The organism is Nonomuraea sp. NPDC049714, assembly GCF_044465295.1.
GTDB lineage: Bacteria > Actinomycetota > Actinomycetes > Streptosporangiales > Streptosporangiaceae > Nonomuraea.
In genome coordinates, this window is sequence record NZ_JBITLM010000021.1 from 81,676 (window position 1) to 101,832 (window position 20,157).

A 20,157-nucleotide genomic window follows, 5' to 3' on the forward strand; every position below is an offset into this window, starting at 1 on the left:
TGTCCTAGCCGTACTAGCCGTACTAGCCGTACTAGCCGTACGCCGCCTCGCCGGCGCCCGGCACGATCTCGCCCAGGACCCACGCGGGCAGGCCCCGGCTCTTCAGCAGCCGGATCGACTCGTCGGCGACCTCGGCCGCGACGATCGCGGCCATGCCGACGCCCAGGTTGAAGGTGCGGTCCAGGTCCTTCTGCGCGATGCGGCCGTGACCGGCCAGCACCTCGAAGACGGCGGGCGGAGTCCACGACGACCGGTCCAGCACGGCGCCGAGGTGACCCGGCAGCGAACGGGACAGGTTGCTCTCCACGCCGCCGCCGGTGATGTGCGCGAAGGCGTGCACGTCGACCGAGCGGGCCAGCTCCAGGCAGTCGAGTGAGTAGATGCGGGTCGGCTCCAGCAGCTCCTCGGCCAGCGGCCGCCCCAGCTCCGGCAGCACCGTGTCAAGATCGAGCGAGGCGGTCTTGATCACATGGCGCACCAGGGAGTAGCCGTTGGAGTGGACGCCGGACGAGGCCAGGCCCAGCACCACGTCACCCTCCCGCACCCGGGAGGGGCCCAGCATCCGATCGGCCTCCACGACCCCGGTGCCCGCTCCGGCGAGGTCGTACTCGTCGGCGCCCATCGCGCCCGGGTGCTCGGCCGTCTCGCCGCCCACCAGCGCCGCGCCCGCCAGACGGCAGCCCTCGGCCACCCCGCCGACGATCTCGGCGATCCGCTCGGGCACGACCTTGCCGCAGGCGATGTAGTCGGTCATGAACAGCGGCTCGGCCCCGCACACCACCAGGTCGTCCAGGACCATCCCGGCCAGGTCGATCCCGATCGTGTCGTGCTTGCCCCACCGCTGCGCCAGCATCACCTTCGTGCCGACGCCGTCGGTGGAGGTGGCCAGCAACGGCCGCTTGTACCGCAGCAGCGCCGAGGCGTCGAACAGCCCGGCGAAGCCGCTGTCGTCGTCGACCACCTCGGGCCGGCGCGAGCGGGCCACCTTGTCCTTCATCAACGCGACGGCACGCTCACCCGCCTCGATGTCCACACCAGCGGCCTCGTACGTACTCACGCCTTGCTCTCCAACACGAACTTGCCGACGTTGTCCTGGTCGATCGGAATGGGGTAGGAGCCGTCGAAGCACGCCCGGCACAGCCGATCCGCCGGGATGGTGGTGGCCTCGGTGAGCCCTTCGAGTGAGATGTAACCGAGGCTGTCGGCGCCCAGCGAGGCGCGGATCTCCTCGACCGAGAGCGAGCCCGCGATGAGCTCGGCCCTGGTGGCGAAGTCGATGCCGTAGAAACACGGCCACGACACGGGCGGCGAGGAGATGCGTACGTGAACCTCGCGTGCGCCCGCCTCGCGCAGCATCTTGACGATGGCGCGCTGGGTGTTGCCGCGCACGATCGAGTCGTCGACCACGACCAGGCGCTTGCCCTCGACGATCTCGCGCAGCGGGTTGAGCTTGAGCCGGATGCCGAGCTGGCGGATGGTCTGCGAGGGCTGGATGAACGTGCGGCCCACGTAGGAGTTCTTCACCAGGCCCTGGCCGTACGGGATCCCGCTCTCCTGGGCGTAGCCCACGGCGGCGGGGGTGCCGGACTCCGGTGTCGGGATGACCAGGTCGGCCTCGACGGGGTGCTCGCGGGCCAGGACCTTGCCCACCTCGACCCGGGTGACCTGGACGCCGCGCCCGGCGATGGTGGTGTCGGGACGCGCCAGATAGACGTACTCGAACAGACAGCCCTTGGGCTCGGCGAGCGCGAACCTGCGCGAGCGCACGCCGCGCTCGTCGATGGTGAGCATCTCGCCGGGCTCGACCTCGCGGATGAAGGTGGCGCCCACGATGTCGAGCGCCGCCGTCTCGGAGGCGACGACCCAGCCCCGCTCCAGCCGGCCCAGGACCAGCGGGCGGATGCCCTGCGGGTCACGCGCCGCGTAGAGCGTCTTCTCGTCCATGAACACCAGGGTGTAGGCGCCCTTGACCTGCGGCAGCAGCTCAGCCGCGGAGTCCTCGATGGAACGGGTGCGATCCTGGGCCAGCAGCGCGGTGAGCACCTCGGTGTCGGTGGTCGCCCTGGTGGCGCCCGGAGCGAGGCGCTGGGCCAGCTCCGGAGTGTTGATCAGGTTGCCGTTGTGGGCGAGCGCGAGCCCGCCGACGTCGGTGGAGCTCAGCGTCGGCTGAGCGTTCTCCCACACGCTGGAGCCGGTCGTGGAGTAGCGGCAGTGCCCGACGGCCAGGTGGCCGCGCAGGGTGCCGAGCACCGACTCGTCGAAGACCTGGGCCACCAGGCCCATGTCCTTGTAGACGAGGATACGGCTGCCCTCGCTGACTGCGATGCCCGCGGACTCCTGGCCGCGGTGTTGCAACGCGTACAGCCCGTAGTAGGTGAGTTTGGAAACTTCCTCGCCTGGCGCCCAAACGCCGAAGACGCCACATGCGTCCTTCGGTGCGCGGTCTTCGGGGTCCAGGTCATGACCGAGTCGGCCGTCGCCCTTCAGCACGTACTTCAGTCTAGGTCGGCGTCTCTCGTGCTCGCACACCAGGGCCGAGATCAGGACGGATCGGGCGGCTCCGCCGGCTTGGGAGTTGTGTACGGATCCGCCGCCGAGGGCGCTCCCCGGCGGGTGCGGCAGGCCCGGCGCCACGGCCGATCCGGGGCGTCGGAACGCGTCCAGGATGCCCTCGTCTTGCCTACCGCCTGGGGATTTGGCACATAGTGGCCCAAGAATGACCGGGGTCTTACCGTGTCAGAGGGTTTCAATGGCGGCTTCCGCGAAAAGGTGAAGTATCCGGCATGCAGACCCATCGGGAGACGCAGACGTGACCACACCTGGGGACCCGAACCAGCCTCGCGCGCGCGAGGACCGTCCAAACCCGGACGAACCCGGCCGTGACCCGGCCTCCCAGCCGCCCGAGGAGGTCCCCTGGTGGGCCGAGGGCGTCCCGGAGGACCAGCCACCCGCCCCCGAACCCGGCACGGCGGCACGTCGCTACGCCGACGACGACCCCCTCCCGCCGGGTGAGTCCCACCGCGAATCCGAGCCCTTCCCGCCGGGGAAGCCCGACCGCGAATCCGGCCCCCTCCCGCCGGGTGAGTCCCACCGCGAATCCGAGCCCCTCTCGCCGGGTGAGTCCCACCGCGAATCCGAGGAGCGGCGCTCCTGGGAGCGGGTGCCTGAGGAGGAGCCGGGCGAGGAGCCCGTCACACCCGCACCTCCCGTCGTGCCGCTCACCGACGAGCCACCCGCCCCTGGCCCGAGCCCGGTACCCCGCCCAGGTCCGGGCCCTGTGCCTGACCCAGGCCCAAGCCCTGTACCCGGCCCCGACCCGGGACCTGCGCCCGAACCAGGCCCTGTGCCGGGTCCGGGTCCTGTGCCGGGCCCCGGTCCCGGTCCTGTGCCTGTGCCTGGTCCTGCGCCCGGTCCCGGTCCTGAGCCTGGACCCAGACCTGGACCAGGACCAGGACCAGGACCTGGTCCTGTGCCTGAGCCGGGGCGGCCTGGGCCGGCGCCTGGTGGTGGGCCCGGCGAGCCTCGGCATCCCGATCTGCCCACCTCGCCTGAGGTCCCCGAGCCGATCCAGGTTCCTGACGAGACGGACGCCGAGCGTACGGCGGTCTTCGAGACCCGCGACCGGAGCCGCCCAGGCGGACCGCCGCCTCGCCAGCCTGGAAGCATCCCGACCTACCCCGGCTGGGAAGAGGCCGACACAGGCGACGAGCCCGGCCCCGCAGCCGTACGGCCCCCGTCCCGCTACGACCCGCCCACCCAGCCACCGGGTGAAGGCCCGTCGGCCTCCAGCGGCGCGACCCCGGGCGAGGGCGCCCCCAAGGACCGAAGCAGGGAGACGCCGTACGGAGAACAGCCCTCCCCGGAGCGACTCACGGAGGGAGGAGCGATCACCCCGGGCGGCCAGGAGCCCGCAGCCACCCCACCGCGCCAGGACCGCCCCGACAGCGGCACGCCTTCACCCTCCAGGCCGTACGAAGACGGCTCCCAAGAACAAGAACCGGCACACGGCGACACCACGCCTTCAGGTCCGTACGGGGAGCCGGGTGCTACGCCCTCGGGTGCGTACGGGGAACAGCCTGGTGCCAGGCCTTCGGGTTCGGACGGTAAGGAGGCGCAGGAGGTTTGCCGCCTGCCTGCCGATGCGTACGGGCAGGAGCAGGAGCCCGCGGTGCCCGGGACGTCGCCCTCCAGTCCGTACGGCGGGCCGCCGGGAGCCGGGCCTGTTTACGGTGCCCCCGTGGGCGGGGCCGCCTACACGCCGCCGCCCGGCTCGTCCGTGCCGTACCCGCCTGGCGGGCAGTACCCGCCCGACTGGCGGGCACCCGGTCAGCCGGGGAACGGGCTGGCCACGGCGTCGCTGGTGCTGGGGGTGGCGAGTCCGTTCCTGGTCTTCGTCTGCTTCGTCGGCCTGCTGACCGCGATCCTGTCGATCGTGTTCGGCATCGTGGCGATCGTCCGGCGGACGGGCAAGGGCCGGGCGATCACCGGGATCGCGTTCAGCGTGCTCGCTCTGATCATCTTCACCGCCCTGGCCCTGTGGTTCTGGAGCGTGGTGCAGGAGTGCGGCCAGCTCCCCAACGGGCTCGCCGACCGCTGCCTGGAGGCGCGCATCCCCTGGCTGGCCCCTAGGTAAGCAGGCTGGGGAGAAGATGGGCTCGTGAGCTTCGATCTTGCGGTTCTCGCGATGGACGGGTCGGCTGACGCCGCTGCGGCGCGTGCGATGTTCGAGCGCTGCGTCTCCGGCGATCATGTCGAGGGCGAGGTGGATGAGCGGGTGGCCGGGTTCTACGAGCGGCTGCGCTCGCGGTTCCCGGACCAGCCGCCCTACGCCTCCGACTCTCCATGGATGTCGACGCCGTTGGCGGTCGGCATCGACCACGTGATCGTGCAGCTGAGCTTCTCGTCGAGGAGCGACGCGGCGATCAGCGCGATCGAGGAGCTCGCGGCGGAGTTTCGCCTGGCCATCTGGGATCCGCAGGCACAGGACGTCCATCTGCCAGGGGGGTGACCGGCCGATCAGGCATCGGCCCGGAGGGGCAGGTGGTCGGAGAGGTCGGCGCGGGCGCCGCTGGCCGAGACGGCGCCCTTGGCCATCGCCTCGGCCCAGGTGATCCGCCCGACGGCCAGCTCGATCCAGGTGCGGGCGTCGGTCTCCACCACGTTGGGCGGGGTGCCGCGGGTGTGCCGGGGTCCGGCGATGGCCTGTACGGCGGCGTACGGCGGCACGCGTACCTCGACGGTGCGGCCGGGCGCGGCGGCGGTGAGCCGGTCGAGCAGGTGCCGCACGGCCTGGCGGGCGGCGTCGCGTTCGGGCCGCAGACCGCGGTCGTAGGCGGCGAGCACGGCCTGTACGAGCGCGTCGGCCAGTGAGGCGGCGGGGCCGTCGTACGGCGGCTCGTCGAGCGCGACCAACTGCGCGTCGAGGGCGGCTCTGAGCTTGTCCGGGTCCGGTTTGCGTGGTGCCACCGGCCCATTGTGCTCCCTGGAAGCGTTCATCGTGCCGGAGGGCGTCGTTCATCTGCGGTTTTCGCTGTAACCGTAGTGTCCCGGCCGAAGACCGCACTACCTTGGAGGACCTGTGGCGAATCTGTCGCCGCGCCGGCTGCTGCCGCTGCTTTCCACCCCGCACAAGGGTGGCCGTTCCGCGATGACCTGTCAGTTCCGGTGCGGCAACGCGTGTGCGCACGATGTGGCCAACACCAGCGCCAATCCGTACTTCGGTGAGGTGGCCGAGCAGGCGCTGTCGCGGCGGGGCGCGCTGCGCGCGGGCGCGCTCGGCGCGCTGGTCGCGGGTGTCGGCGTCACCGGTGCCGCGCCGGCGTTCGCCGATCCGGCCAAGCCCGCGGCGAAGCATGGCGGCCCCGGTGGCGGCATCGACTTCACGCCCGTCCCGCCGAACACCGACGACGCGCTCCGTGTGCCCAGCGGCTACCGTTCGTCCGTGGTGGTGCGCTGGGGCGACCCGGTGCTGCCGGGTGCGCCGGCGTTCGACTTCGACAAGCAGACCGCCGAGGCGCAGGCCAAGCAGTTCGGTTACAACTGTGACTTCGTCACCCTTTTCCCGATGGGCCGCAGCCGTGGCCTGCTCTGGGTGAACCACGAGTACACCGACGAGGTGCTGATGTTCCGCGGTTACACGACCGGGGACGCCGCCACGGAGGAGCAGATCAAGATCGCGCTGGCCGCGCACGGCGGCTCGGTCGTCGAGGTGGAGCGGGCGCACGCCAACGGCCAGTGGAAGCTGGTGACCAAGGGCCGCCGCCGCTACAACCGGCGTATCACCGCCCAGACGGCGATGCGGTTCACCGGCCCGGCCGCCGGCAGCGACCTGCTCAAGACGGCCGCCGACCCGCAGGGCGTCAAGCCGCTGGGCATGCTGAACAACTGCGCCGGCGGCACCACCCCGTGGGACACGGTGCTGACCGCGGAGGAGAACTTCAACCAGTACTTCGTCAACGGTGACAAGGTGCCCGCGGAGCAGGCGCCCTCCATCGAGCGGTACGCGATCACGAAGGGCGTCCCCGACGACAACCGGCGCTTCGACCGGATCGAGGAGCGCTTCGACCTGGCCAAGCACCCGCACGAGGTCAACCGGTTCGGCTGGATCGTGGAGATCGACCCGTTCGACCCGGACTCGACGCCGGTCAAGCGGACCGCGCTGGGCCGGTTCGCGCACGAGGCCGCGACCACGTCGCTGGCCCGCGACGGCCGCCTGGTGGTCTACATGGGCGACGACTCCCGCTTCGAGTACGTGTACAAGTTCGTCTCGAAGGAGCGTTACCGCCGCGGCAACGATCGCCACAACCGCACCCTGCTGGACGAGGGCACGCTGTACGTGGCCAGGTTCACCGGCGACAGCCCGGCGAACGAGATCGACGGCTCGGGCAAGCTGCCGAAGGACGGCGAGTTCGACGGCGCCGGCGAGTGGATCCCGCTGGTCACGGGCGACAAGTCGCACGTGGAGGGCATGACGGCCGCCGAGGTGCTGGTCTACACGCGTATCGCCGCCGACAAGGTGACGGCCACGAAGATGGACCGCCCGGAGGACGTGGAGCGCAACCCGGTGACGGGCGCCGTCTACGTCGCGCTGACCAACAACAGCAACCGCACCGCGGCGCAGACGGACGAGGCCAACCCGATCACCAAGAGCAAGCACGGTCACGTGCTGGAGATCGTGGAGCGCCGTAACGACGCGGCGGCCGAGTCGTTCGCCTGGTCGATCCCGCTGGTCTGCGGCAACCCTGACGACGCCTCGACGTACTTCGCGGGCTACGACAAGTCCAAGGTGTCGCCGATCTCCTGCCCGGACAACCTGGCCTTCGACCGTGACGGCAACCTGTGGATCTCCACGGACGGCAACCAGCTCGGCGGGCACGACGGCCTGTTCGTGATGCCGGTGCGCGGCCGGGAGCGCGGCCATGTGCGGCAGTTCCTCACGGTTCCGATCGGGGCGGAGACCTGTGGCCCGATGATCACCGATGACCAGCGCAGCGTGTTCGTGGCGGTGCAGCACCCGGGTGAGGTCGACGGGGCGAGCCCGGACAAGCCGGCGAGCCGCTGGCCCGACGGTGACCAGCCGCGGCCGTCCGTCGCGGTGGTGTGGCACGACAAGGGCAAGAAGATCGGCAGTTGACCTCTAGTTAACTTGAGGTCCTAGTCTCCATGCCATGAGCATGGAAGTGACCGCATGGAACCAGCTGTATTCGCTGAACAACCGCTCGGAGCGTCGCCAGGTGTCGAAGGCGACGCTCCGCCGCGTCTGGGGGTTCGCCCGGCCGCACCGTGGCAGGATCGCGGTCTTCCTCGCGCTGAGCGTGGTGATGGCGGCGCTGGCGGTGGCTCCGCCGGTGCTGGCCGGCCGGGTGCTGGACGCGATCGGGCAGAGCGCGCCGGCCGGCGTGGTGGTGGGCCTGGCCGGCCTGATCGCGGGGCTGGCGGTGGCCGAGGCCGGGCTCGGCCTGGTGACCCGGTGGCTGTCGGCCGGGCTGGGCGAAGGGCTGATCCTGGATCTGCGCACGGCCGTGTTCGACCACGTGCAGCGGATGCCGATCGCGTTCTTCACCCGGACGCGCACCGGCGCGCTGGTGAGCAGGCTCAACAACGACGTGATCGGCGCCCAGCGGGCGTTCACCGACACGCTGTCCAGCGTGGCGGGCAACGTGGTGACGCTGCTGCTGGCGCTCACCGTGATGGTGGGCATCTCCTGGCAGATCACGCTGCTGGCGTTGCTGCTGCTGCCGGTGTTCGTGCTGCCGGCCCGCCGGATGGGCGTCCGGATCGCCCGGCTCAGGCGCGAGGCGGCCGACCACAACGCGACCATGGGCACCCAGATGACCGAGCGGTTCTCGGCGCCGGGCGCGACGCTGGTGAAGCTGTTCGGCAGGCCCGCCATGGAGTCGGCCGACTTCGCGGCCAGGGCGCGGCGGGTGCGTGACATCGGTGTGCGCACGGCCTTCACCCAGTCGGTCTTCGTCACCGCGCTGACGCTGGTGTCGGCGCTGGCCCTGGCGCTCGTCTACGGCCTGGGCGGCTTCTACGCGCTGCGCGACCAGCTCGACCCGGGCTCGGTGGTGGCGCTGGCGCTGCTGATCACCCGTCTGTACTCGCCGCTGACCGCGCTGGCCAACGCCCGCGTGGACGTGATGAGCGCGCTGGTCAGCTTCGAGCGGGTCTTCGAGGTGCTCGACCTGGAGCCGCTCATCCAGGACAGGCCGGGCGCGCGCGAGGTGCCCGCCGGGCCGGTCGGGGTGGAGTTCGACGACGTGCGCTTCGCCTACCCCTCGGCCGACAAGGTGTCGCTCGCCTCGCTGGAGGAGGTGGCGGCGCTGGACAGCCGTGGCGGGGTCGACGTGCTGCACGGCGTCTCCTTCACGGCCGAGCCGGGCCAGATGGTGGCCCTGGTCGGCTCCTCCGGCGCGGGCAAGTCGACGATCGCACAGCTCCTGCCGAGGCTGTACGACGTGGACGAGGGCGCGGTGCGGATCGGTGGCGTGGACGTGCGGGACCTGACCGCCGACTCCATCCGCGAGACGCTCGGCATGGTCACCCAGGACGGCCACCTGTTCCACGACTCGATCAGGGGCAACCTGCTGTTCGCCCGGCCGGAGGCGACCGAGGAGGAGCTGTGGGACGCGCTGCGCAGGTCCAGGCTCGCCACCATGATCGAGTCACTGCCCGACGGGCTGGACACGGTGGTGGGCGAGCGCGGCTACCGGCTGTCGGGCGGCGAGCGCCAGCGGCTGACGATCGCCCGGCTGCTGCTGGCCGGCCCCCGGGTGGTGATCCTGGACGAGGCCACCGCGGCGCTCGACTCCACCTCGGAGGCCGCCGTGCAGGAGGCGCTGGCCGAGGCGCTGGCCGGGCGGACCGCGGTGGTGATCGCGCACCGGCTCTCCACGATCCGCGCCGCCGACGTCATCCTGGTCATCGAGGACGGGCGGATCGTCGAGCGCGGCACGCACGCCCAGCTGCTCGCCGACGGCGGTCGCTACGAGGAGCTCTACCGCACTCAGTTCGCCGACCCGGCCATCGCGGCCTGAGGCCGCTCCTCCTGCCCTTTCTCAGGTGTACGCGTCCCGCGCATCGTGAAGAGGGCGACCGGGATGCCCACCAGCACGACGACGGCCGCGACCACCAGGGTGAACTGGTAGCCCTCCAGGAAGGCGGTCAGCGGCGGCCGGTCGCTCGCCGCCTGCCTGGCGCTGAGCAGCGCGCCCAGGACGGTGATGCCGAGCAGCCCGAACACCTCCCTGAAGACGTTCAGCACCCCGGAGGCCACCCCTGACCGTCCCGCCGGCATCCCGTTGAGCACGGCGGCGGTCAGGGGCACCAGCATGCCGCCGCCCAGGCCGTACAGCATGAACCACGGAAGCACGTCCGCGTAGCCGGCGTCCGCGCCGACGCCGGCGAGCATGAGGATGGCGGCCCCCATGAGCGCCATCCCGAGCGCCACCGTCCGCCCGATGCCGAGCAGCGCGCTGATCCGCTGGGACAGCACCGCCACCACCGCCATGATCAGCGCCATCGGCACGAACGCGGCCCCGGCCTCGGTGGGGCTGAAACCGAGCACGTTCTGCAGCCAGAGCGCGCTGAAGAAGTAGATGCCGAACACGCCGAACGACCAGATGCCGCTGGTGATGACGCCACCGGTGAACTGCCTGGCGCGGAACAGCGACAGGTCGATCATCGGCTCCGCGGACCGCCTCTCGACCAGCACGAACGCGGTCGCGGACGCCAGCGAGACGGCGACGGCGGCCAGGATCCCCGGTGAGGTCCAGCCGGCCGCCTCGCCCTCGATGAGCGCGTAGGTCAGGCTGAGCAGTGCGAGGGCGGAGGTGACCAGGCCCGGCAGGTCGAGGTTGTGCCGTACCCGGGTGAAGGCGGGTCGTACCGCCCACAGCGCGAGCCCGAGCGTCACCGCTCCGATGGGCACGTTGATCAGGTAGATCCACCCCCAGTGCGTGTTCTCGCTGATGAAACCGCCGGTGACGGGGCCGAGCGCCATGGACAGGGCGCCGGAGGCGCTCCAGATGCCCACGGCCCTGCCGCGCTCGGCCGGATCGGTGAAGATCTGGGAGAGCAGCGACAGCGAGGTCGGGGTGAGCAGCGCCGCGCCGACGCCCTGCACCGCGCGGGCGGCGATCAGCGTCCCGCCGCTGGTGGCGAGCCCGGCGCCGAGCGAGGCGACGGTGAAGACGATCAGTCCGGCGACGAACACCCGCCGGGCTCCGAACAGGTCCGCGAGCCTGCCGCCGACGAGCATCAGCCCGGCGAACACCAGGATGTAGCTGCTCACGATCCACTCCAGGCCGGAGATCGTCAGCCCCAGCTCCCGCTGGATCGTCGGTAAGGCGACATTGCCCACGTTGTTGTCCAGGGCGGTCATGAAGGTGCCCAGCGTCAGCGCGATCAGCGCCCACCACTTCCGGTCCACGGCAATCCCCCTATACGGCGTACTTGTACGCCGTATAGTTCAACTCGTACGGCGTATAGTTGTCAACCGTGATGGGAAAACTGACCGCCCCCGCGATCGTCGAGCGCGCCCTCCTGATCGGCGACACCGAGGGCCTCGACGCCGTGACCATCAGGCGGCTGGCCACCGACCTCGGCGTCACCCCGATGGCCCTCTACTGGCACTTCAAGAACAAGGAGCAGCTCCTGATCGGCATGGCCGATCACCTCATCGCGAACTTCGCGCCCGAGCCCGCCGACGACCGGCCCTGGCAGCAGCGGCTACGCGAGCTGGTGGAAGGGCTCGTCCGCGTCCTTCGCGCCCACCCGTGCGCACGCACGGTGCTGGAGCAGGTCGACCAGGAGGACGTGCCGAGCTACCTGACCGTCTGGAACGAGGCCCTGGGGCTGACCCACGCCGCCGGGTTCGCCGACGAGGAGTGCTGCCTCATCTCCAAGTACCTGCTGCACAGCGCGATCTCCATCGCCGACGTCCCCGTGCACTTCCGCCCCGGCCACAGCGACGAGGAGATCGCCGAGATCGTCCGGGTCAAGCGCCTGGGCCTGGAGTCGCTCCCCGCCGACGCCTACCCGTACCTGGTCAGAATGGCCGGCCCCATGGTCGACTGCCCCCCGAGTCTCTACGACTCCTTCGGCGTCGACCTCATCCTGTCCGGCATCGAAACCCTCGCCGCCCGCCGCTCATAGCAAGCTCGATGGGCGCGCTCAGCGGCGCGGGGAGCGGGCCAGGGCGGCGAGGAGGGCGCCGGCCAGGGCGACCGCGAACAGGACCCCGTACGTGCGCTCGAAGCCCTGCATGAGCTGCCCCACCGCCACCGGTGACAGCGTGGACAGGGTGCCCGCGTACACCTGGGCCCGCACCTCCGGGCTCACCGCGCTGCCCAGCACGCTGAGCGACAGGCCCACGCTGAGCACGATGCCGACGTTCATCACCATGAGCCGGAAGCCGTTGACCACCCCGAGGCTGCCGGTCGGCAGGGCGCTCATGACCTGCGTGGTGTTGCCGGTGAGGAAGGTGCCGCTGCCGCAGCCGGCCACGAACAGGCCGATCCCGATGATCCAGTACGGCGTGCCGGGGTCGGCCGTGAGCATGAGCACGCCGAGCCCGGCCGCGCTCATCAGCGCGCCGCCGATGGACAGCAGGTACGGCGAGACCCTGCGGCCGAGCAGCCCGACGATGGGAGAGGACAGCGCCATGCCCACCGGCACCGGCAGCACGCTCAGCCCGGCGGTGAACGGGTCCACCCCCCTGGCCGCCTGGAAGTAGAGCGCCACCACCAGGATCAGCGCCGCACGGGCGACGGCGTTGCAGAAGGAGGCCAGGTTCGCGCAGGCCAGCATTCGCCCGCCGAACAGCCGCAGGTCCAGCACCGGATTGGCGGCCCGCCGCTCCACCAGCACGATCAGCGGCGCCAGGACCACGAACAGGCCCGCCCCGATCAGCGCGACCGGACTCGTCGGCCCGCTGGAGCCGGCTTCGGACAGGGCCAGGATGATGGCCGTCAGCGCGGCGAACACCAGCGCGTTGCCCATCCCGTCCACCGGGCGTCTCGGTCCCTTCGGGACCTTGCGCAGGATGATCGCGCCCCAGATGATCGCGACCAGCCCGGCGGGCACGTTCACCCAGAAGATCCACTGCCAGCCCGCGGTCGCGGCGATCAGCCCGCCCAGGGTGGGGCCGGCGAGTTGCGCCACGGACAGGGTGCCCATGTAGACGCCCATGCCCTGGCTGAGCCGGTCGGGCGGGAAGGCCTCGGTGATGATCACTGTGCCGTTGGCCAGGATCATCGCCGCGCCGACCGCCTGCAGCACCCGCATCACGATCAGGAACCACACGTCCGGCGACAGCCCCGCGAGCAGCGAGGCCACCGTGAACAGCGCGAACCCGGTCAGATAGACCTCACGCCTGCCCAGCAGGTCGGCCACCCGCCCGAAGAACACCAGGCTCGCGGTGTTGACCAGCAGGAACGCCAGCAGGATCCAGCCCGACTGGAACGGCGTGGCGTGGAAGTGCCGCACGACCGTGGGCAGCGCCACGTTGAGCGTGCTGCCCGCGATACCGATGAGGACCAGCCCCAGGCTGGTGACCGAGCACACCCGCCAGGCGTAGCGCAGGCGGCCGGCGTCATCGGAGGTGCTCGCGGCCATGCCCCTAACTATGACGTACGGCGTACGTACGGTTGGGTCAGCGTGCCCGTTTGCGCAGCCCCTCCATGTCGTGGACCACCACGCGCCGCCTGCCCGTCTCGATCAGCCCGCGGTCGCGCAGCGTCCGCAGCGCCTTGCTGACGGCCTCCCGGGACGCGCCGGTCCACCCGGCCAGCTCGTCCTGCGACAGCGGCAGCGCCACGCGGACCCCGTCGTTCGTCTTCTCGCCGTAGCGCTCGGCCAGCTCCAGCAGGCGGGTCGCCACCCGTCCCGTGGTGTCGAACGCGCCGTACTCGATCCGCTTCCGGTCGGCGTCCCGCAGCCGCCCGGTGACAAGCTGCATGAGCAGTACGGCGATCCGCCCGTGCTCCTGCAGAAAGCCGGTGAAATCACGGATGGCGATGCCCGCGATGGGCTCCAGCGTGGTCACGGTGGCCGAGCGCGGCGAGCCGTCGATGGCCGACATCTCGCCGAGCAGCGCGCCGGGGCCGCGCACGGCCAGCACCACCTCGGTGCCGCTGCTGGTGTGGGAGGAGACCTTCACCCGGCCCTCGGTCAGCACGAGCACCCAGTCGGAGGTGTCGCCCTCGGACATCACGGTCGTCCCACGATCCCACCGCCGGGGCCGGCCGGCCGCACGCAGGACCTCGATGTCTTCGGGGGTCAACATGGCTAGGAACTCGCCGGGCTCTGGCTTCATGTGCCTGATTATGTCCGTACAGCGCGTGACCTTTCTATGTCAGCGCCGTCAGAACGTACGCCTCCACGGGCTCCTCCTTGCCCTTGAGGCTCAGCTTGCCCAGCGGCCGCACCGTCGCGCCGGCGCCGAGCTGCTTGCGCGTGGTCGCGCCGATCACCACGGTGCCGGGCTCGGCCAGCGCCTGCAACCTGGCGGCCACGTTGACGCAGTCGCCCATCGCGTTGAACCCGCGCAGCCGGGGGCTGCCGATGTTGCCCACCAGCGCCGGACCGGTGTTGACCCCGACCCGGAACGTCGGCCACTCGACGTCGCCCTTCGTCCAGGCGGCCTCCTCCGCCACCTCGGCAGCCGCCTGCTGCATCGCCAGCGCCGCCCGGCAGGCCGCCGCGGCGTGGTCGCCCTGGGTGGCGGGGGCGTTGAACAGGGCCAGCAGCGCGTCACCGACGAACTGCACGATCGTGCCGCCGTTGTCGAGGATGCAGGGCACCGCGGCCGTGTGGTAGCGGTTGAGCATCTCCACGATCTCGCCGGGCGTGACCCGCTCGGAGAACGTCGTGAAGCCCTTGAGGTCGGCGAAGAGCGCGGTCAGCTCCTTGAGCTCGCCGCCCAGCGCCGCCTGCGTGGGGTCGGCCAGCAGGGCCTGGGCCACGTCGGGCGACATGTACTGGCGGAAGAGCGTGTCGAGCTCCTGATAGAGGCGGGCGTTCTCCAGCGAGATGGACAGCTGGCCGGCCAGGGTGGCGGCGAGCGCCTCGTCCTGGCCGGTGCGTCCGAGCGGCACCTCCAGGACCCCGGCCAGATGGTTCTTGACGGTCAGCGGGTAGGCGACCAGGCTGTCGCGCCTGATGGGCGTGGTCCCGGTGAACTCGTACTCACGTGAGCCGATCTGGGCCTTGCCCTCGGACACCAGGCCGATCCGTACGTCGCCGTACGCCTGCCGGACGCTCTCCAGCGCGGTCGCCAGCAGCTCGGTCTCCGGCAGGCCGATCCGGGTCTGGGCGCTCACCTCGACCAGCGCGGCCAGCCGCTCGGACAGCTCCCGCTCCTCGGCCAGCGCCCGGCCGGCCCGGTCGAGCACCGCGGCCTGCCCCTCGTTCAGCCGGAACTTGCCCGACATCCGGGTCGCGGCCAGCGGCTCACCCCGCCGCACGTGCTCGACCAGCTCCTCCAGGGCCGCGTCGTAGTCGCGCTGGATGCGCCGCACGGTCGCCGACAGCGCCACCGAGTCGAACAGCCCCGCGCTCGACCCCTCCCGCCTGAACTGCAGATAGGCGCTATAGGCGACGAAGACGAACGCGAACGTCAGCAGGATGTGCCACTCCCACCACGACAGATGCCAGTTGAGCTGCGACATCCCGGCGACCATGGACTCGGCCAGCAGGGCGTAGGCGGTGATGAGGCTGATCAGCATGGCCGACGGCCGCCGCCTGTGCAGCAGGAACATCATCACGCTGGCCGCGAGGTACAGCGCCAGGCCGGGCAGCGACCCGATCGCCAGCCAGTCGACCGGCGTGAGCAGCGGCGGCCGGCTGAGCGGCGTCAGGCCGGGGATCAGCGACGCCAGCCCCCAGAGGATCATGAATCCGACCAGCACACCGCGCACCAGGTGCTGCGAGCGCAGCACCACCTGCGCGGCCTTCTCGCCCAGCGGGAAGGCGGAGGCGAACGCGAACAGCGACGCGATCGAGAGCCCCACCTGCTGCCCGATGTCGAACCCGAGCGACCCGGTGGGCAGGATGATCTTCGGAGTGGCCAGCCCGTGCAGGAAGAAGAACCCGGCGCTGCTCAGGAAGACCATCGACACCAGGAACAGCCTGGCGTCCTGCCTCCTGCGTGACGCCTCGCTGATCAGCATGCCGAGCGCCACGTTAAGCCCGGCCACCAGGAGGATCAGCCAGAAGTGACTGGAGTTGTGCTCCCACATGATGTTCAGCTGCGGCTGGGCCAGCAGCAGCCAGAGTCCGAGCAGGGGCAATCCCAGGTGGATGGCCCAGACGACCCCGCGCACGGGCTGCGTGGCGGGCGGCAGGTACGGGCTGGGAGTGGACAAGGTCATTTCCGCCTTCGACGCGCTATGGCTGCGAACGTCCTTGATTATCCACGTGCTGCCGCGCCTGTTGCTGTGGCTTTTTACGTGGATGAACGGTCGGCATGGTCTACGTCGTCATGCCTGAAGAAGGGGCTGAACGACCAAGGGCCGGTACGGAGTCCGTACCGGCCCTTGAGGGTTGACGATCAGCCGAACAGCGCCGGCAGCGTGGCCGTGTGGGTCGCGCGGAGCTCCTCGACCGGGACCTCCAGCACGTCCTCCACCACCAGCGACGTGCCGCCCGTGACGCCGAGGCCGTAGCACGGGACGTCGTGCTCGGCGCAGAGCACCGCGAGCTCGTCGAAGGACTCCGGCCGGACCACGACCAGCGCCCGGGACGCCGACTCGCTGAACAGGCCGGTGAACGGCTCGCCGCTCAGCGCCACGGTGGCGCCGACGCCGCGTGCCATGCAGGACTCCGCCAGCGCGATGGCCAGCCCGCCGTCGGACAGGTCGTGCGAGCCCTCCAGCAGGCCGCGCCTGGCCGCCTCGACCAGCACCGCGCCGAGCGCCTGCTCGGCCACCAGGTCCGCCTGCGGCGGCAGGCCGCCGAGGTGGCCGTGGGCGACGTGCGCCCACTCCGAGCCGCCGAACTCCTCGTTCGTCTCGCCGAGCAGCGCGACCCGCAGCCCATCGGCGGTGAACCCGGTCGGCACCCGCTTGGCGACGTCGTCGATCACACCGAGCACGCCGACGACGGGCGTCGGGTGGATCGGGGTCGAGCCCGTCTGGTTGTAGAAGGAGACGTTGCCGCCGGTGACCGGCACGCCGAGGGTCCTGCAGGCGTCGGCCAGACCGCGCACGGCCTCGGCGAACTGCCACATCACCTCCGGGTCCTCGGGGGAGCCGAAGTTGAGGCAGTTGGTGACGGCCAGCGGCTTGGCCCCGGTCACCGCGACGTTGCGGTAGGCCTCGGCCAGCGCGAGCTGGGCGCCGGCGTAGGGGTCGAGCTTGGCGTAGCGGCCGTTGCCGTCGGTGGACAGCGCGATGCCCCTGGTGGTCGGCTCGGCGCCGGCGATCGCCTCGGAGATGCGCAGCATCCCGGCGTCGGCCGGCTGGGCGAGCACGGTGTTGGAGCGCACGTAGCGGTCGTACTGGCCGGTCACCCACTCCTTCGACGCCAGGTTGGGCGAGCCGAGGAGCTGCAGCAGCGTGGCTCGCAGATCGGCGGGCCGCGCCAGGCCGTCGGGGGTGTCGGAGTTGAGGGCGACCTGGCCGGCGGGCTCGTGCAGGGGCCGCTCGTAGACCGGGCCCTCGTCGGCGGCGGTGCCCGGCGGGATGTCGACGATGGTCTCGCCGTCCCAGGTCATCACCAGTCTGCCGGTGTCGGTCACCTCGCCGATCACGGTGGCGGGAACGTCCCACCGCTCGCAGATCGCCATGAACGCGTCGATGTCGGAGGGCCGTACGACGGCCATCATCCGCTCCTGCGACTCGCTCATCAGGATCTCCTCCGGCAGCAGGGAGGGATCGCGGAGCGGGACCAGGTTGAGGTCGACGTGCATGCCGCCGGTGCCCTTGGCGGCCAGCTCGGTCGTCGCGCAGGACACACCGGCCGCGCCCAGGTCCTGGATGCCCACGACCACGTCGGCGGCGTAGAGCTCCAGGCAGCACTCGATGAGCAGCTTCTCCATGAACGGGTCGCCGACCTGCACGGCGGGCCGCTTGGCGTGCGACTCGTCCTCGAAGGTCGCGCTGGCCAGGACGCTGGCGCCGCCGATGCCGTCAGGGCCGGTAGAGGCGCCGAACAGCACCACCTTGTTGCCGGGGCCGGGAGCGACGGCGAGCTTGATCTGGTCCTTGCGCAGCAGGCCCACGCAGAGCGCGTTGACCAGCGGGTTGCCGATGTAACACGGGTCGAAGACGACCTCGCCGCCGATGTTGGGCAGGCCCAGGCAGTTGCCGTAGTGGCTGATGCCCTCCACCACGCCCGGCAGCACGCGGCGCGTGTCGTCCTGGTCGGCGCCGCCGAAGCGGAGCGCGTCCATGACCGCGATCGGGCGGGCGCCCATCGACATGATGTCGCGCACGATCCCGCCGACGCCGGTGGCGGCGCCCTGGTGCGGCTCGACGTAGGACGGGTGGTTGTGCGACTCGATCTTGAACGTGGCCGCCCAGCCGTCGCCGATGTCCACCACGCCGGCGTTCTCACCCATGCCGACCAGCAGCGCCTCGGACTTGGGCGCCTTGGTGGCGAACTGCTTGAGATGCACCTTGGACGACTTGTAGGAGCAGTGCTCGGACCACATGACGCTGTAGATGGCCAGCTCGGAGCCGGTGGGGCGACGGCCCAGGATCTCGCGGACCCGGTCGTACTCCTCCCGCTTCATGCCCAGCTCGGCGTAGGGCATCGGCTCGTCGGGCGTGCCCTCTGCCCTGCTGACGGAGTCGGTGCTCATGCGTTCACCAGATTCTTGAGGATGGAGGTGAAGAAGCCGAGGCCGTCGGTGCTCGGCGCGCCGACCAGGTCCTCGACGGCGTGCTCCGGGTGCGGCATGAGGCCGACGACGTTGCCCGCCTCGTTGCGGATGCCCGCGATGTCGTTCATCGACCCGTTGGGGTTGCCGTCGAGGTAGCGCACGACCACCCGCCCGGCGGACTCAAGCTCGGCCAGCGTCTCGGCGGAGGCGACGTAGCGGCCCTCGCCGTGCTTGACCGGCAGCACGATCTCCTGGCCCGCCTCGAACGCGCCGGTCCAGGCGGTCTCCGTGGACTCGATCCGGACCCGCTGGTCACGGCAGACATAGTGCAGGGAGGCGTTACGGGTCAGCGCGCCGGGCAGCAGGTGCGCCTCGCACAGGATCTGGAACCCGTTGCACGTGCCCAGCACCGGCAGCCCCGCGTGGGCGGCCGGGATGAGCTCCTCCATCAGCGGCGCGAACCGGGAGATGGCCCCGCACCGCAGGTAGTCGCCGTAGGAGAAGCCGCCGGGCAGGAACACGGCGTCGACCCCCTTGAGGTCGTGATCGCCGTGCCACAGGGGCACGGCCTGCGCCCCCACGAGCCCTACGGCCCTGGCGGCGTCCTGGTCGTCGAGAGTGCCGGGAAACGTGACTACGCCCACGCGGGCAGCGCTCATGACAGTCGTCCCCTCCAGAGGAGTTGCGCAGTGGAGTTACGCAGTGGAGTTACGCAGTGGAGTTACGCAGCCGCCATCCCCGTGGCAGGCGGCGGTCACTTCAGGTTATCGGGTACGTCCCCATGCTCCTCATCAACCTCCCACCTGCAGAGTCCTCGGCGGTGATCGACGAGCAGGGCGCGGACGGAAATGACAGTTGATCATGGACGTTTCTGACATGCGGAGGGGGCAACTCTGACATGAACCAGGGGACAGTTCCCGCTTGCCGCAGGGAAATGCCAGGTCAGGGCCCTGGACTCAGACGGCGGCGAGCTCGCGGGAGCGGTCGTCGGCCGCGTCGTCCCAGGCGAGCTGCTTGCGCATGTGCACGGTCGTGCCGCGGCCGGGGGTGATGCCGAAGGAGATCTCGTCGACCACCGAGCGCATGATCAGCAGACCACGGCCGTTCTCGGTGTCGGCGGGTGGAAAGTGCAGCGGCACCGACGGCAGACCACCTCCGCTGTCTGCCACCCGCACGTCGCAGCGGCCGTATCCGATCGACGCCGTCACTTCGTAGCGGTTGGCGGGACCGCCGTGCCGCACCGCGTTGGAGCAGGCCTCGGAGACCGCGAGCAGCATGTCGGCGATGCACGACTCGCTCACGTGCAACGAGCGCATCGCGTCGCCGAGCACTCGCCTGACCATCGGGATGCCGATCGCATCCCGAGGCAGTGCCAACGAGAACTCAATGTCCACCGGACTCCTCCGGGCTCCGGAATGTCACCTGGAGTAAGTTTCCCCGTGAAATCGGGGCTAACCGCAAAATCACGCTGTTGTTATTTAGTGTTGGCCGGGCCGTGGCATTGTGGCACGCCAGAACCCCGCTTTGGCCCGTCAGGGCCATTTCAGGTATCAAATGTGGTGTTCTACCCCTCGACACGCAGCGTGAAGTCCTCGATCACGGTGTTGGCGAGCAGGGTCTCGGCCATCTTTCGGACGTCCGCAAGTGCCGCCTCGTCGGCCGGACCGTCGAGCTCCACCTCGAACCGCTTGCCCTGCCGTACGGCTGACACGCCGGAGAACCCCAGCCGGGGCAGCGCACGGGCGATCGCCTGGCCCTGCGGGTCGAGAATCTCGGGCTTCAGCATGACGTCTACGATGACGCGCGCCACTGCGTTCCTCCTGGGTAAG

Annotated in this window: 16 protein-coding genes; 5 read left to right on the forward strand and 11 right to left on the reverse strand. The window is 70.7% G+C overall.

The genetic code is table 11. The features are described 5' to 3' along the window. Positions 1 to 31: 31 nt before the first annotated feature. Positions 32 to 1,057 (reverse strand): phosphoribosylformylglycinamidine cyclo-ligase, encoded by a 1,026-nt coding sequence (gene purM / locus ACIBQX_RS48045; protein ID WP_397017055.1) that lies wholly within the window; start codon positions 1,055 to 1,057, stop codon positions 32 to 34. Continuing rightward, positions 1,054 to 2,490: an amidophosphoribosyltransferase gene (purF, locus tag ACIBQX_RS48050; protein WP_397017057.1), complete on the reverse strand. Its 1,437-nt coding sequence runs from the start codon at positions 2,488 to 2,490 to the stop codon at positions 1,054 to 1,056. The genes purM and purF overlap by 4 nt, the downstream gene beginning before the upstream one ends. A 979-nt stretch (positions 2,491 to 3,469) precedes the next feature. Here purF and ACIBQX_RS48055 point away from each other — a divergent pair. Then, the gene (locus ACIBQX_RS48055) at positions 3,470 to 4,633 is read left to right on the forward strand and encodes a hypothetical protein (protein WP_397017059.1); all 1,164 of its coding nucleotides are present in this window, start codon (positions 3,470 to 3,472) and stop codon (positions 4,631 to 4,633) included. A gap of 24 nt (positions 4,634 to 4,657) precedes the next feature. After that, positions 4,658 to 5,008, forward strand: a complete 351-nt coding sequence (locus ACIBQX_RS48060; RefSeq protein ID WP_397017061.1) for a hypothetical protein — start codon at positions 4,658 to 4,660, stop codon at positions 5,006 to 5,008. Between the two features lie 8 nt (positions 5,009 to 5,016). On the opposite strand, the gene ACIBQX_RS48065 is transcribed toward ACIBQX_RS48060, so the two are convergent. Next, positions 5,017 to 5,496, reverse strand: a complete 480-nt coding sequence (locus ACIBQX_RS48065) for a sterol carrier family protein (protein ID WP_397017063.1) — start codon at positions 5,494 to 5,496, stop codon at positions 5,017 to 5,019. 82 nt (positions 5,497 to 5,578) lie between these two features. Between ACIBQX_RS48065 and ACIBQX_RS48070 the strand changes: the two genes are divergently transcribed. Both ACIBQX_RS48070 and ACIBQX_RS48075 read left to right on the forward strand, forming a co-directional pair. Continuing rightward, entirely contained in the window at positions 5,579 to 7,633 is a 2,055-nt protein-coding gene (locus tag ACIBQX_RS48070; protein ID WP_397017065.1) for a PhoX family protein, read from the forward strand. Between the two features lie 34 nt (positions 7,634 to 7,667). Next, positions 7,668 to 9,539: an ABC transporter ATP-binding protein gene (locus tag ACIBQX_RS48075; RefSeq protein ID WP_397017067.1), complete on the forward strand. Its 1,872-nt coding sequence runs from the start codon at positions 7,668 to 7,670 to the stop codon at positions 9,537 to 9,539. On the opposite strand, the gene ACIBQX_RS48080 is transcribed toward ACIBQX_RS48075, so the two are convergent. Continuing rightward, entirely contained in the window at positions 9,509 to 10,933 is a 1,425-nt protein-coding gene (locus ACIBQX_RS48080) for an MFS transporter (protein WP_397017069.1), read from the reverse strand. The genes ACIBQX_RS48075 and ACIBQX_RS48080 overlap by 31 nt on opposite strands. 71 nt (positions 10,934 to 11,004) lie before the next feature. On the opposite strand from ACIBQX_RS48080, the gene ACIBQX_RS48085 reads away from it, so the two are divergent. Continuing rightward, positions 11,005 to 11,658: a TetR/AcrR family transcriptional regulator gene (locus ACIBQX_RS48085; protein WP_397017119.1), complete on the forward strand. Its 654-nt coding sequence runs from the start codon at positions 11,005 to 11,007 to the stop codon at positions 11,656 to 11,658. An 18-nt stretch (positions 11,659 to 11,676) separates the two neighbouring features. Here ACIBQX_RS48085 and ACIBQX_RS48090 read toward each other — a convergent pair whose 3' ends face one another. The 7 genes from ACIBQX_RS48090 to purS all read right to left on the reverse strand — a co-directional run bounded on the left by ACIBQX_RS48090 (position 11,677) and on the right by purS (position 20,138). Next, positions 11,677 to 13,119 carry an MFS transporter gene (locus ACIBQX_RS48090; RefSeq protein ID WP_397017071.1) on the reverse strand — a complete coding sequence of 481 codons (1,443 nt, stop codon included), beginning with the start codon at positions 13,117 to 13,119 and terminating at the stop codon, positions 11,677 to 11,679. Between the two features lie 37 nt (positions 13,120 to 13,156). After that, positions 13,157 to 13,819, reverse strand: a complete 663-nt coding sequence (locus tag ACIBQX_RS48095; RefSeq protein WP_397017073.1) for a Crp/Fnr family transcriptional regulator — start codon at positions 13,817 to 13,819, stop codon at positions 13,157 to 13,159. A gap of 34 nt (positions 13,820 to 13,853) precedes the next feature. Then, on the reverse strand, positions 13,854 to 15,875 hold the full coding sequence (locus ACIBQX_RS48100; protein WP_397017075.1) for an adenylate/guanylate cyclase domain-containing protein: 2,022 nt from the start codon (positions 15,873 to 15,875) through the stop codon (positions 13,854 to 13,856). Positions 15,876 to 16,054: 179 nt separating this feature from the next. Then, complete coding sequence (purL, locus tag ACIBQX_RS48105) at positions 16,055 to 18,307, reverse strand: phosphoribosylformylglycinamidine synthase subunit PurL (RefSeq protein ID WP_397017077.1); 2,253 nt, start codon at positions 18,305 to 18,307, stop codon at positions 16,055 to 16,057. Continuing rightward, positions 18,304 to 18,987: a phosphoribosylformylglycinamidine synthase subunit PurQ gene (purQ, locus tag ACIBQX_RS48110; protein WP_397017079.1), complete on the reverse strand. Its 684-nt coding sequence runs from the start codon at positions 18,985 to 18,987 to the stop codon at positions 18,304 to 18,306. Before purQ ends, purL begins: the two co-directional genes overlap by 4 nt. A gap of 297 nt (positions 18,988 to 19,284) precedes the next feature. Beyond that, positions 19,285 to 19,722: an ATP-binding protein gene (locus ACIBQX_RS48115; RefSeq protein ID WP_397017081.1), complete on the reverse strand. Its 438-nt coding sequence runs from the start codon at positions 19,720 to 19,722 to the stop codon at positions 19,285 to 19,287. A 170-nt stretch (positions 19,723 to 19,892) separates the two neighbouring features. Beyond that, positions 19,893 to 20,138 carry a phosphoribosylformylglycinamidine synthase subunit PurS gene (gene purS, locus ACIBQX_RS48120; RefSeq protein WP_189142685.1) on the reverse strand — a complete coding sequence of 82 codons (246 nt, stop codon included), beginning with the start codon at positions 20,136 to 20,138 and terminating at the stop codon, positions 19,893 to 19,895. Positions 20,139 to 20,157: the final 19 nt, after the last annotated feature.